General features: G+C 67.4%; 12 protein-coding genes. 5 read left to right on the forward strand and 7 right to left on the reverse strand.

Going from position 1 to position 12410, the window contains the following annotated elements:
• Positions 1-13: 13 nt before the first annotated feature.
• Entirely contained in the window at positions 14-733 is a 720-nt protein-coding gene (locus QMB55_RS10500; protein ID WP_497588655.1) for an SIMPL domain-containing protein, read from the reverse strand.
• Between the two features lie 223 nt (positions 734-956).
• Here QMB55_RS10500 and QMB55_RS10505 point away from each other — a divergent pair, with 223 nt between their 5' ends.
• Together QMB55_RS10505 and QMB55_RS10510 are read left to right on the forward strand one after the other, a co-directional pair.
• Entirely contained in the window at positions 957-1427 is a 471-nt protein-coding gene (locus QMB55_RS10505; protein WP_497588656.1) for a peroxiredoxin, read from the forward strand.
• A complete protein-coding gene (locus QMB55_RS10510) occupies positions 1424-1918 on the forward strand; it encodes an FKBP-type peptidyl-prolyl cis-trans isomerase (RefSeq protein WP_497588657.1) in 495 nt (164 codons plus the stop codon). The genes QMB55_RS10505 and QMB55_RS10510 overlap by 4 nt, the downstream gene beginning before the upstream one ends.
• A gap of 74 nt (positions 1919-1992) precedes the next feature.
• Here QMB55_RS10510 and QMB55_RS10515 read toward each other — a convergent pair whose 3' ends face one another.
• The 4 genes from QMB55_RS10515 to QMB55_RS10530 form a co-directional block, all read right to left on the reverse strand.
• On the reverse strand, positions 1993-2874 hold the full coding sequence (locus QMB55_RS10515; RefSeq protein WP_497588658.1) for a DMT family transporter: 882 nt from the start codon (positions 2872-2874) through the stop codon (positions 1993-1995).
• 73 nt (positions 2875-2947) lie between these two features.
• Positions 2948-3913 carry a metallophosphoesterase gene (locus QMB55_RS10520; RefSeq protein ID WP_497588659.1) on the reverse strand — a complete coding sequence of 322 codons (966 nt, stop codon included), beginning with the start codon at positions 3911-3913 and terminating at the stop codon, positions 2948-2950.
• The gene (gene mutS / locus QMB55_RS10525; protein ID WP_497588660.1) at positions 3910-6543 is read right to left on the reverse strand and encodes a DNA mismatch repair protein MutS; all 2634 of its coding nucleotides are present in this window, start codon (positions 6541-6543) and stop codon (positions 3910-3912) included. Before mutS ends, QMB55_RS10520 begins: the two co-directional genes overlap by 4 nt.
• A 256-nt stretch (positions 6544-6799) precedes the next feature.
• The gene (locus QMB55_RS10530; RefSeq protein ID WP_497588661.1) at positions 6800-7159 is read right to left on the reverse strand and encodes a CzcE family metal-binding protein; all 360 of its coding nucleotides are present in this window, start codon (positions 7157-7159) and stop codon (positions 6800-6802) included.
• 292 nt (positions 7160-7451) lie between these two features.
• On the opposite strand from QMB55_RS10530, the gene QMB55_RS10535 reads away from it, so the two are divergent.
• The 3 genes from QMB55_RS10535 (at position 7452) to tcuB (ending at position 10995) form a co-directional block, all read left to right on the forward strand.
• Positions 7452-8378 carry a LysR family transcriptional regulator gene (locus QMB55_RS10535; RefSeq protein WP_497588662.1) on the forward strand — a complete coding sequence of 309 codons (927 nt, stop codon included), beginning with the start codon at positions 7452-7454 and terminating at the stop codon, positions 8376-8378.
• A 75-nt stretch (positions 8379-8453) separates the two neighbouring features.
• Positions 8454-9878: an FAD-dependent tricarballylate dehydrogenase TcuA gene (gene tcuA, locus QMB55_RS10540; RefSeq protein WP_497588663.1), complete on the forward strand. Its 1425-nt coding sequence runs from the start codon at positions 8454-8456 to the stop codon at positions 9876-9878.
• Between the two features lies 1 nt (position 9879).
• The gene (gene tcuB, locus QMB55_RS10545; RefSeq protein WP_497588664.1) at positions 9880-10995 is read left to right on the forward strand and encodes a tricarballylate utilization 4Fe-4S protein TcuB; all 1116 of its coding nucleotides are present in this window, start codon (positions 9880-9882) and stop codon (positions 10993-10995) included.
• Between the two features lie 25 nt (positions 10996-11020).
• On the opposite strand, the gene QMB55_RS10550 is transcribed toward tcuB, so the two are convergent.
• Positions 11021-11269 (reverse strand): DUF1289 domain-containing protein, encoded by a 249-nt coding sequence (locus QMB55_RS10550; protein ID WP_497588665.1) that lies wholly within the window; start codon positions 11267-11269, stop codon positions 11021-11023.
• Positions 11270-11320: 51 nt separating this feature from the next.
• Positions 11321-12410 (reverse strand): molecular chaperone DnaJ (gene dnaJ / locus QMB55_RS10555; protein WP_497588666.1); only part of this gene is annotated, 1090 nt, incomplete at its 5' end.

Consider the following 12410-nt stretch of genomic DNA (forward strand, 5'->3'; position numbering starts at 1 on the left):
GTCCGCTTATCGCTTATTCAAGCTCGATCTGGCCGGTGACCGTGGCGTTGATCGCCGATTCGCCGCCCTCGACCGGCATCGGCGCCGCCGCTTCCATAAGCATCGACTTGTTCGCAGCGCGGTAGAGCGGTTGCGGCCCGCGGCTGTTGGTGTGGATGTTCATCTGTTTGATCCGGTATTTCTTGCCCATCGCTTCGGCGACGACATCGGCGCGCGCCTTGAAGGCGGCGATGGCATCGACGGTCACCTCGTTCTCGACCTTGCGTCGGGTTTCCGGTGCGGGTTGCATGGTCAGCGCCGAGACCGCGAGCGTACTCTGCAAGCGACCGAGCAGTTCAGAGAGGGCGGCGCTGTCGGCGGTTTCCAGCATCAGTTCGGAGCGCATCCGCCAGGCTTCGATCTTGTTGCTCTTGCCGTAGATCGGCGAGGTCGAAGTGCCGGCGCTCTGCACCTTGATCGGGGCGTAGGCACGTGCCAGCTTTAAGGCGTCGGCGATTTGCGCGTTGACCTGGCGCGCGAGCTCGCCCGGCGTGGCGCCGCTGGCCTCGGCGCTGACCACGGCGCGGAAGAGATCGTTGTTCACCGTCCGGCTGGCTTCGGCGGAAAACTCGATGCTCGTGCCGTTGCGGGCTTCGCGGCCGGCGGTCTGGGCGGCGACCTGGGGCGCGGCCGCGACGGCGAGGCAAAGTGCGAAGAGGCAGGAAAGTCTGCGGCAGGGGAGGGTCGTGGACATGGATAGGCTCCTCGTGGGCGCGCGGAATGGCGCGGGTGAAGGGCAGCCTGGCGCGCGGCGGTGCAGAACCGTGCCGCGATGGCTGTGTCGACTGACCATTCTAACAGTGCCGGCGTGCTGTGCTGCAGCAGCGAAATCCCTTGGCCTGGGGCGAAAAGCTTGGTTAGAATCGGTCGCACTTGCCCGTCGACAGGCGGGCGGTGCGGGACAGAGAGGAGGAAGCATGCTCAAAGCAGGACAGGTCGCGCCGATGTTCATCCTTCCGGATGCGGACATGGAGAACGTCGATCTCGCCGCCTTTCGCGGTAAGCACAGTGTCATTCTCTTCTTCTACCCGCGGGACGACACGCCTGCGTGTACGCTCGAAGCCACCGATTTTTCCGATCACGAGGACGAATTTTCGCGGCACGGTTGCACCGTCTTCGGCATCAGCCGCGACGATTGCCTCCGGCATGCCGAATTTCGTGACAAGCACGGGATTTCCGTGCGCCTCCTCTCGGACGGCGATGGCGCGGCGTGCAAGCAATACGGCGTGTGGCAGGCGAAGGAAGTGGATGGCGTCAAGAAGCACGGCATCGTCCGCTCGACCTTCGTTATCGACAAACACGGCGTGCTCCGTCTGGCACTGTACGGAGTCAACGCCAAGGGCCACGCGCTCGATGTATTGCGCGCGGTGAAGGAACTCAATTCATGAACATGCAAGTAGCCAAGAACACTGTCGTCACCCTCGATTACAACGTCAAGGACCCGGATGGCGTCCTCGTCGACGCCGGTCAGGAACCGCTCGTCTATCTGCACGGCGGTTTCGACGACATCTTCCCCAAGATCGAGGAAGCGCTGCAGGACAAGAAGGTCGGCGAGGCCGTCGTCGTCAAGCTGCAGCCCGACGAGGCCTTCGGCGAATACGATGCCGACCTGATCCAGGTCGAGTCCCGCAAGGGCTTCCCCAAGGAACTCGAAGTCGGGATGCAGTTCGAGGGCACGCCCGAGAACGGCGACGATGACGACCTCCTGATCTTCCGCGTCACCGAGATCGCCGAAGACAAGGTAGTGCTCGACGGCAATCACCCGCTGGCCGGCATGGCACTGGTGTTCACCTGCACGGTGACCAGCGTTCGCCCGGCGAGCGAAGAAGAAATCGCGCACGGCCATGTGCACGAAGACGGCGAGTGCGAAGACGAGTAAGTCAGGCTTTTGCCGATAAAAAACGCAGCCTGCGGGCTGCGTTTTTTATGGCCGATGCGTACGCGAGCGCAGCGTCAGCTCAGGGCCAGGGCCGCGCGCCGCCGGCGCTGGCCGGCAAATTCGTTGAACAGCAGCGCGCCGATGACCAGCAGACCGCCGGTGAGCGTTTCCGGCGTCGGCGTTTCCTTGCCCCAAAGCCAGACCCAGGCGACGCCGAAGATCACTTCGAGCAGGCCGAGCAGGCTGATTTCGGTCGCCGCCAGTGCGCGTGAGGCGCGTACGGCCAGGAGGCAGGGCAGCGCCAGCTGGACGACGCCGAGCATCCCGAGCAGGCCGAGGTCGTGCGGCGTGGCCTGGAAGGGCAGGGCCAGCGGCAGGGTGACGAGGGCTGAGAGCACGGCGCCGATGAACACCGCCGGCGACATGTCGCGCCCGCGTTCGGCACTGGCCTCGAGCAGCGTCCAGTTGCAGGCGCCGGCGAGCGGCGGCAGCAGGGCAATCAAGGTGCCGCGCAGCGAGAGTTCGTCGCTGACGCCGTGCCCGAACATCCAGGCGATGCCGACGCCGGCCAGGGCGATCGCCAGCCAGGTGGCGCGCGGCAGACGGCGACGCAGGAAGACGCGGGCGAAAAGCGCGGCGATGAGCGGGCCGACCGACATGGCAACGAGCACGTTGGCCACCGTGGTCAGCATCATCGCCACCATGAAGGCGGTGTACATCGTTGCCCAGCACAGGCCCGAGGCCCACAGGACGCGCCCACCGTGCCGCAGGTCGGCCCAGAAGGCGGCGCCGCGCAGCCAGGAGAGCGCGAGCAGCAGGGCCAGGGCGTTGGCCAGGCTGCGCCAGAAGGTGACCTCGAAACTCTGCGCCGCGTCGAGGTGGCGGGTGACGATGCCGGCGATGCTCCACAGCAAGGTGGCGAGGAACATCAGGGCGACGGCGCGGGCGTGGGTCATGGCAGCGGCATGGGGGAGCAGGCTTGGCAGTATCGACCCGCGAGGCGGCGGCGTCAAATCCGGCGCGCGATGTTCAGCGTGGCGGCCAGACCTGCGTTTGGAAGCGGAAGAGCGCCGGGTCGCGGTCGTCGATGACGATCCGCGTCCAGCCCATGAAGGGGTAGCCGAAGGATTCGGTGCGGGTGAAGTTCTCGAGGATGCGACCGTCGGCGGCGCGCAGCGGGCGGTCGGTGCGCTGCCAGTGGGTGTCGCCGTGGGCGAGCAGCACCTGGCCGGGAAAGCGCTGGGTTTCCTCGCGCAGCGTTTCAAGCAGCTCGCGGTAGCCGCGCCGGGCAAGGCCCGCGGCGAAGTGCTTGAAGCCCGGGTTGGCCTGCATGAAGACGACGACGCCGGCACGGCCTTCGCGGCGCGCCAGGGCGAAGCCTTCGCGCAGCCAGGCGACGGCGTTGGGGTTGCGCTCACGGAATTCGATGCTGGGCCTGGGCGTCAGGCCGAAGTTATTGTTTGGACCGGGGACGTTGAGGGTGAGCATCAGCACCGGGCCGAGGCGCCAGCGCAGGTGTTCGGGGAATTCGGCCGACTGCTGTTCGAGCTCGATCTTGCGTTGCCCGAGCGAGACGGGGGCGGCGAAGAACAGGCGGCGCAGCGCGGCAAGGCGCTCGCCTTCGTCGTAATGGCCGGCGGGCAGGCGTTTGCAGTCGGTCCATTCATTGTCGCCGGGGACGAAGACGAAAGGCACGCGAGCGGCATCGAAGAGCGCGTGCCGCTCGGCGAACAGGGCGTCGGTGCAGGGCGCCTTGCTGGCCTTGAAGTCGCCGACGTGGACGATGAGTTCAGGCGATTCTTCGGCGATGGCGTCGAGCATGGCCGGGAATTCGCGCCGCTCGTAGCCGCTGTAGGGCGTGTCGCCGATCAGGGTGAAGCGCCAGGTTTCAGCATCGGCGCGCCCTGCAGGCAGGCTGGAGAGCGCGCAGAATAAGGCCGCCAGGGCCATGCTCCGCCAGCGGCCGGTGGTCCGCGCGCCCGCCGGGGGCGTCATTTGAGCAGCGCCTTCAAGGCGAAGAGGGTGTCGAGCGCCTGGCGCGGGGTGAGCGCGTCGGGGTCGAGCGCGGCGAGTTCAGCGAGCACCGGGTGGGGCTCGGCGAATTCAGGCGCGTCGAGGTCGTCGAAGCCCTCGAATTCGGCGACGTGCGCCGCGGCCGGCGCGGCGAAGAGGTCGGGCTGCACCGGATGCGCGAGGTGCGCCACCGCGCGTTCCTCGAACTCGCTCAGCTGGCGACGCGCGGCGCGCACCACGGCGGCCGGGATGCCGGCCAGCGCGGCGACCTGGATGCCGTAGCTCTGGTTGGCCGGGCCGTCCTCGACGGCGTGCAGGAAGACGATCTTCTCGCCGTGCTCGACGGCGTCGAGGTGCACGTTGGCGAGGTCGGAGTACTCGGCGGCGAGCCGGGTGAGTTCGAAGTAGTGCGTGGCGAAGAGCGTCAGCGCGCGGTTCTTCTCGATCAGGTGGCGGCAGATGGCGAAGGCCAGCGCCATGCCGTCGAAGGTCGAGGTGCCGCGTCCGACTTCGTCCATCAACACCAGGCTGTGTTCGGTGGCGTGATGCAGGATGGCCGCCGATTCGGTCATCTCGACCATGAAGGTCGAACGCCCCGAGGCGAGGTCGTCGGCGGCGCCGATGCGGGTGAAGATCTGGTCGAGCGGGCCGAGCACGGCGCGCCGGGCCGGCACGAAGCTGCCGACGTGGGCCATCAGCGCGATCAGCGCGGTCTGGCGCATGTAGGTCGATTTGCCGCCCATGTTCGGGCCGGTGATGAGCAGCAGGCGGCGCCGTTCGCCGAGCACCGTGTCGTTGGCGATGAAGCTCTCGCCGCCCGCAAGTTCGCCCTCGACCACCGGATGCCGCCCGGCTTCGATGGAGAGTCCGGGTTCGCTGGAGAACTCGGGCCGGCAGTAGTTGCGCAGGCGCGCCGTCTCGGCGAAGCCGGCCACGAGGTCGACGTGCGCCACCGCGCGGGCGATGCGCTGCAGTTGCGGCAGGTCGGCCTGCAAGGCCGCCAGGACGCCTTCGTAGAGCATTTTCTCGCGCCGCAGGGCGCGGTCCTGGGCCGAGAGCGCCTTGTCCTCGAAAGCCTTGAGTTCGGGCGTGATGTAGCGTTCGGCGTTCTTCAGCGTCTGGCGGCGGCGGTAGTCCTCGGGGACCTTGGCGGCGTTGGCGTGGGTGATCTCGATGTAGAAGCCGTGGACGCGGTTGTACTCGACCTTGAGGTTGCTGATGCCGGTGCGCTCCCGTTCGCGTGCTTCGAGGTCGACGAGGAAGGCGCCGCAGTTGTCGTTCAAGGCGCGCAGTTCATCGAGTTCGGCATCAAAGCCGGTGGCGATCACCCCGCCGTCGCGGATCAGCGCCGCCGGTTCGGGGGCGATGGCGCGGTCGAGGAGGTCGAGCGCGGCTTCGGGCGTGGCCAGCGCCAGCGCCAGTTCGCCGAGGAGCGGTGCCGGGCTGCCGGCGAGCGGTGAGCGCAGTTCGGGCAGGCGGCGCAGGCTCTCGCGCAGGCTGGAGAGGTCGCGCGGACGGGCGCTGTAGAGGGCGATGCGGCCGGCGATGCGCTCGATGTCGGCAACACCGCGCAGCGCCTGGCGCAGCGCGGTAAGGCGCGGGGCACCGTCGTCGAGCAGGCTGTCGATCGCTGCGTGGCGTGCGGCCGGTAACGCCGGGTCGCGCAGCGGGTGGTGCAGGGCGTGGCGTAAAAAGCGCGAGCCCATGGCCGTGACGCAGGTGTCGAGCAGGCTGCACAAAGTCGGCGCCGGCTGGCCGCGCAGGGTTTCGGTGAGTTCGAGGTTGCGCCGCGTCGCCGGGTCGAGGCCGAGGAAGGTCTGGTCGCGCTCGACGACCAGCGCCTGCACGTGCGGCAAGGCGCGCGCCTGCGTCGCCTGGGCGTAGCGCAACAGGGCGCCGGCGGCGGCGATGGCGGGTTTCAAGCCATCGGCGCCGAAGCCCGAGAGCGAGGCGGTGGCAAAGTGCGCGCACAGTTCGCGCTCGGCCGCCTCGGCGTCGAAGTGCCAGTCGGGGCGGCGGGTCAGCGCCGTTTCGGCGCGGCAGGGCAGTTGCTGCGCTTCACCGAGTACAAGCTCGGCCGGGCGGATGCGTTCGAGCGTCGCGGCGAGGCGTTCGACGGGAAGTTCGGTAAGGCGGAATTCACCGCTCGACAGGTTGAGCCAGGCGAGGCCGGCGAGCGTGCCTGTGCCTTGGCGCACAGTGGCCAGCGCCATCAGGAGCACGTCGCGCTTGTCGTCGAGCAGCGCCGCGTCGGTCAGCGTGCCGGGGGTGACGATGCGCGCCACGGCGCGTTCGACCGGTCCTTTGCTCGTTGCCGGGTCGCCGACCTGCTCGCAGATGACCACCGACTCGCCGAGCTTCACGAGGCGCGCGAGGTAGCCTTCGACCGCGTGATAGGGAATCCCGGCCATCTTGATCGGCTGTCCGGCGCTCTGGCCGCGGGTGGTCAGCGTGATGTCGAGGAGGCGCGCGGCCTTCTCGGCGTCTTCGTAGAACAGCTCGTAAAAATCCCCCATCCGGTAGAACAGCAGGGTGTTCGGATGCTGTTCCTTCAGGCCCAGGTACTGGACCATCATCGGCGTGTGGGTGGCGGAGGCAGGCGTTTTCGACATCGGCAAAACGGTTTCTTTTCGGGATTGTGCGGGGCGCCAGGGCGGCGCGCGGAAAGGCGAATTATCGCCGAAAAGTCGCGTTTTCAGTGTTCCCGGGCACGCACAGCGGGATGAAAGCCGGCGCTGCGGTGCCGCTTCGCGGATGCAATAAAAAAGCGAGCGTCGGGGACGCTCGCTCGGAAAAACTCATGTTCCGCGGGTTTGCAGGCGCGCCGGAGGGAAGCGGCGCTGAACGCGGGCAGGAGGGGGAGGGAAATTAACGGCCTTGCCAGAGCGGCGAGGGCGCGACATAGACGGTGACTTCGCCCGCGCCGGGAACGATGGCCGCGAGCGGGAAGGCGCGTGTGCTCAGGGTGTCGAAGGTCCAATTGACGCGCTGTTCGCCGAGCTTGAGCTGAACGCTCTCGAGCTGGGTGACGTTGATGTGGCGCGTCTGCGGGGTGATCTCGATGGTCCGGGTGGTCGGCATCTTGGCGATTTTGCCGTAGGTTGCGGCGGGTTGCGCGCTGACGTCGCTGGCGGCCGCAGCCTGGCCGCTGGCCAGGGCCGACAGGGCGGCGATGAACGAGGCCATGAAAACGCTGCGGGAAACGCGGGACTGAAGGTGAAGCTGCATGGAGGGTCTCCTGTCAAAAATGAACTGGGCCGACTTCGGAGGGGCTCCGTCGTTCAACCGTGAGGCCATCATAGACAGGCGACGCTGACCGCCCGGTGACGCAAGGATTACGTTCCTGCAAGCTGCGTCGGCAGCGCTTTCAGGGGCTTGGCCCACGCCTGTTGCCATGCCCGGTGAGCGCACTTTAGCATTGGAGTGCGGGCCGAAAGGGCGGGCGCTTGAGATGATGCCGCTGCCGAAGAGGCTCGGGACGGGGCGCCAAAGCCGGTGTTGGGAACGGGAGAAAAATGCGATGGAGTTACGACAGCTGCGCTATTTCGTGCGTGTCGTCGAGTTGGGCGGCATGGGACGTGCAGCGGCCGAGCTTGGCCTCGGCACCTCGGCCTTGAGCCAGCAGATCAGCCGTCTGGAAGGCGAGTTGGCGGCGCGCCTCCTGCGCCGTACGGCGACGGGCGTGGTTCCGACCGAAGCGGGGCTTGCTTTCCTGCCGCAGGCGCAGCTGGCCCTGCGGCATGTCGACGAAGCGGCCCGCGCGGCGCGTGAGGCGCGCCTTTCGGGGCAGGTGAGCGTCGGCATGCCCCCGAGCACGGCGTCGATTCTGGGCGTGCCTTTCCTCACCGAGATGCGGGCGCGTTATCCGGCGATCCAGGTGCGCCTCGTCGAGGCGTTGTCGGGCAACCTTTCGACGCTGGTCGACCGGCGCCAGCTGGACCTGGCCATTCTGTTCCAGGCCGAGCGTGCGCGGCGCTGGAGCGTTCGACCGTTGCTCGAGGAAACCTTGTTCCTGATCGCGCCTTCCGGATTGCCCGGCCTGCCGCGTGGAGCGAGTGTTCGTCTCGCGGCGGTGGCCGGCTTGCCGTTGATCTTGCCGAGCGCTCAACACGGCCTGCGCGCCTTGGTCGACGCAGCGGCGGTGCAGGCCGGCGTAGCGCTCGACGTCGTGGCAGAAATCGACGGTCTGGCGCTGCTCATGGACGCAGTGCGCGCCGGTCTGGGGGCCACGGTGCAACCGGGGGCCGCCGCCGTGCGCGAGCCCGGTGGCCATTTGCGCTGCATCGAGCTGACCGATGCCTTGGCGCGTCGCCCCAACCTCATGGTCAGCTTGTCGGACGAGGAGCTTTCGCCGGCCGGTCTCGCGGCGCGCGTGGTGCTCGAGCAGGTCGCTCGGCAGCGTGTCGACGCCGGTGTCTGGCCCGGGGCGAGACTTTACAAAAACTGAACGCCTGTTGTCATGGGCGTGCTTACGCCTGAAGTTTTGGCGGCGTAAAGTGGGGGCCTTCGAGAGGAGGAACCCATGCCGGTTGAAACGCTGGTCGATGTCCTGGTCATCGGTGGCGGCAATGCCGCCTTGTGCGCCGCACTTTGCGCCCGCGAGGCCGGTGCCTCGGTGATGTTGCTGGAGGCGGCGCCGCGCGAATGGCGTGGCGGCAACTCGCAGCACACGCGCAATCTGCGCTGCATGCACGACGCGCCGCAGGATGTTCTGGTCGACGCCTACTCGGAAGACGAGTACTGGCACGACCTCCTTGGGGTGACCGGCGGCCTGACCGACGAGGCCCTGGCGCGGCAGGTGATCCGTTCGACGGCCGACTGCCGCGGCTGGATGTGCCGGCATGGCGTGCATTTCCAGCCTTCGCTTTCGGGCGCGCTGCACACCGCGCGGACCAACGCCTTCTTCATGGGGGGCGGCAAGGCCTTGGTCAATGCCTATTACCGCAGCGCCGAACGTCTCGGCGTGCGCATTCGCTACGATACGCCGGTCGATGCGCTGGAACTCGATGGCGACCGCTTCGTCGCCGCCCATTCAGGCGCGCGACGCTTCCCGGCACGCGCCTGCGTGCTGGCTTGCGGCGGCTTTGAATCGAACCGCGACTGGCTGCGCGAGGCCTGGGGGCAGAATGCGCGCGGCGAATGGCCGGCCGAGCGTTTCCTTATCCGAGGTACGCGCTACAACGAAGGCAGGCTGCTGCGCGCGATGATGTCGGCGGGCGCCGACATTGTCGGCGAGCCGTCGCAGTCGCACTGCGTGGCCATCGATGCGCGCGCGCCGTTGTACGACGGCGGCATTTGTACGCGAATCGATTGCGTCTCGCTCGGGATAGTTGTTAACCGCGACGGTGAACGGTTCTACAACGAAGGCGAGGATTTCTGGCCCAAACGTTACGCCATCTGGGGGCGGTTGGTCGCTGGGCAGCCGGAGCAAGTCGCTTATTCGATCATCGACGCCAAGGCCGTCGGGCGCTTCATGCCGCCAGTTTTCCCAGGCCTCAAGGCGGACACCCTGGCCGAATTGGCGCGCCGCTCGGGGCTTGAGCCGGCATCGCTCGAAAACACCGTACGCGCCTACAACGCCGCTTGCCGCGTCGGCCACTTCGACCACGCAGTGCTCGACGACTGTCGCACCGAAGGGCTCTCGCCACCCAAGACGCATTGGGCAAGGCCGCTCGATACGCCGCCGTATTACGCCTTCGCCCTGCGGCCAGGGATCACCTTCACCTATCTGGGGTTGAAGGTGAATACCGATGCTGCGGTGCATTTCGGGGGGCGGCCGAGCGACAACCTTTTCGTTGCCGGCGAAATGATGGCCGGCAACGTACTAGGCAAGGGCTACCTGGCGGGCATCGGAATGTCGATCGGGACCACCTTCGGCCGCGTCGCCGGCCTGCGCGCCGCGCAGGCGGCACATCTCCTCGGGAACGAAAACCATGCAAGGATCTGAATTGTCCGCTGCTGCACCGGAGGCCGAGGTGGCCCGCGTCCTGCAGATCTGTAACGCCTGCCGCTATTGCGAGGGGTTCTGCGCAGTCTTTCCGGCAATGACGCGGCGCCTCGAATTTCCGCCCGCCGACGCGCACTACCTTGCCAACCTCTGCCACAACTGCGGTTCGTGCCTGCATGCCTGCCAGTTTGCGCCACCGCATGAATTCTCGCTCAACGTGCCGCAGGCGATGGCTAGGCTGCGGGGGCGCACCTACGCTAAATATGCTTGGCCGCCTGTCGCCGCAAGACTGTTTGCGCGGCCCTGGCGGTTCGCATTCGTCGCCGTGTGCGCGAGCCTGGCGTTGTTTCTCCTGCTGTTGGTGCTCAACGGCGGCGCGGCACTTGCGGCCCGGCGGCCTGGCGATTTCTTCGCCTATTTCCCGCACGGGCAACTGGTGACGGTTTTCGGTGCCGTCTTTGGCGGAGTGATGCTGGCGCTGGCGGTCGGCCTGCGGCGCTTCTGGTGCAGCATTTCCACGGGGCAGGCGCTGCCCCCGAGCCGAGGAGCGGCGGGCGAGGCGGCCGCGGCGGTGTTGACGTTGAAGTACCTCGATGGCGGCCATGGTGAGGGGTGCAACGAAACTGACGACGCGTTCACGCTTGCGCGCCGGCGCTTTCACCATTTCACCTTCTATGGATTTGTGCTCTGTTTCGCCGCGACGCTGGCGGCAACCGGCTATCACTACTTGCTCGGCCGCGTCGCGCCGTATGCCTTGAACAGTCTGCCGGTGCTGCTCGGCACGCTGGGCGGTGTGCTGCTCGTCGTCGGGCCGGCAGGGCTGCTGTGGCTCAACCTGCGCCGCCACCCACAACATGGCGATCCGGCGCAGCATTCGCTTGATCGCAGCTTCACCCTCCTGTTGCTGCTCTCCAGCCTGAGCGGCCTCGTGCTGCTCGCCGCGCGCGAGACGGCCGCCTTGGCGCCCTTGCTCGTACTCCATCTGGCGCTGGTGCTGGCACTCTTCATCACCTTGCCCTACGGCAAATTTGCGCACGGACTTTACCGGGCTGCGGCGCTTTTGAAGTGGTCGATCGAAAAACGTCAGCCGAACCGGCTGGGGCTCGGCGGCGAGTAAAGGCGGGCGGCGCTCGGGAACGCCGTCAGCCGGGTTTTTTGGGCGCGCGCGGTTCAGGGGGCGCGGTGGCCGGGAGGGGCTCCGCGGGCGCGGCGAGCGCGCTCCCCTTCGGCGCGCCGAGGTCGGGCGGCCGGCCGCAGGCGACGCAGGTACCGGTGGCGTCGATGATGCAGTAGCCGAGGCAGGGGTAGAAGGGCGCGCGCTTTTTCATGGCGAGACGATAGCACAGGCGCGGCGTGCCGTCCGGGGCGGGGCGCTCGCGGTGTGGCGGCATGCAAAAACGCCTGCGCGAGGCAGGCGTTTCGGAGGGCGGCGGCGTGGATTCTCAGCTGGCGCTGAAGAAATCCTTCACCCGGTCCATCCAGGATTTGGCACGCGGATTGTGCAGGCCGTCGTCCGAGCGGTTGCACTCTTCGAGTTCGCGTAGCAATTCCTTCTGCCGTTCAGTAAGGTTGACCGGCGTTTCGACGACGACGTGGCACATCAGGTCACCGTGCGTATGGCTGCGCACGCCCTTGATGCCCTTGCCGCGCAGGCGGAAGGTCTTGCCGCTCTGGGTCTCGGACGGGATCTTGATCTTGGCCATGCCGTCGAGGGTCGGGATTTCGATCTCGCCGCCGAGCGCGGCGGTGGTGAAGCTGATCGGCATCTCGCAGTGCAGGTCGTTCTGCTCGCGCTGGAAGACGGCGTGCGCTTTGAGGTGGATCTGCACGTAGAGGTCGCCCGAGGGACCGCCGTTGATGCCGTGCTCGCCTTCGCCCGACAGGCGGATGCGATCGCCCTCGTCAACGCCAGCCGGAATCTTCACTGCCAGCGTCTTGTGCTGCTTGACGCGTCCGGCGCCGTGGCAGCTGCCGCACGGGTCGGCGACGAACTTGCCGGTGCCGTGGCACTTGGGGCAGGTCTGCTGGATCGAGAAGAAGCCTTGCTGCAGGCGAACCTGGCCGCTGCCTTGGCAGGTCGGGCAGGTCTTGGGCTGCGTGCCGGCCTTGGCGCCGGTGCCCTTGCAGGGCTCGCAGACTTCCATCGTCGGGATGCGGATCTTGGTCTCGGTACCGAAGGCGGCCTGTTCGAGGGTGATCTCGAGGTTGTAGCGCAGGTCGGCGCCGCGGTAGATGTTCGAGCGCCCACCGCCGCCACCGCCACGCCCGCCGCCGAAGATTTCGTCGAAGATGCCGCCGAAGGCGTCGGAGAAACCGCCTGCGCCGGCACCGGCGCCGAAGCCGCCGAAGCCCCCGCCCATGCCCGCCTGCGGGTCGACGCCCGCATGGCCGTACTGGTCGTAGGCGGCGCGTTTCTGCCCGTCGGAGAGGATTTCGTAGGCTTCCTTGACTTCCTTGAAGTGCTCTTCCGCCTTGGGGTTGTCCGGATTGCGGTCCGGGTGGTACTTCATGGCCAGCTTGCGGTAGGCCTTC

The sequence above is a fragment of the Propionivibrio sp. genome, from assembly GCF_041441355.1.
Classification (GTDB): domain Bacteria; phylum Pseudomonadota; class Gammaproteobacteria; order Burkholderiales; family Rhodocyclaceae; genus Propionivibrio.

Coding starts and splice junctions, on each gene's coding strand:
- QMB55_RS10500 (WP_497588655.1), bottom strand. CDS start 733: ATGTCCACGACCCTCCCCTGCCGCAGACTTTCCTGCCTCTTCGCACTT.
- QMB55_RS10505 (WP_497588656.1), top strand. CDS start 957: ATGCTCAAAGCAGGACAGGTCGCGCCGATGTTCATCCTTCCGGATGCG.
- QMB55_RS10510 (WP_497588657.1), top strand. CDS start 1,424: ATGAACATGCAAGTAGCCAAGAACACTGTCGTCACCCTCGATTACAAC.
- QMB55_RS10515 (WP_497588658.1), bottom strand. CDS start 2,874: ATGACCCACGCCCGCGCCGTCGCCCTGATGTTCCTCGCCACCTTGCTG.
- QMB55_RS10520 (WP_497588659.1), bottom strand. CDS start 3,913: ATGACGCCCCCGGCGGGCGCGCGGACCACCGGCCGCTGGCGGAGCATG.
- mutS (WP_497588660.1), bottom strand. CDS start 6,543: ATGTCGAAAACGCCTGCCTCCGCCACCCACACGCCGATGATGGTCCAG.
- QMB55_RS10530 (WP_497588661.1), bottom strand. CDS start 7,159: ATGCAGCTTCACCTTCAGTCCCGCGTTTCCCGCAGCGTTTTCATGGCC.
- QMB55_RS10535 (WP_497588662.1), top strand. CDS start 7,452: ATGGAGTTACGACAGCTGCGCTATTTCGTGCGTGTCGTCGAGTTGGGC.
- tcuA (WP_497588663.1), top strand. CDS start 8,454: ATGCCGGTTGAAACGCTGGTCGATGTCCTGGTCATCGGTGGCGGCAAT.
- QMB55_RS10550 (WP_497588665.1), bottom strand. CDS start 11,269: ATGCCGCCACACCGCGAGCGCCCCGCCCCGGACGGCACGCCGCGCCTG.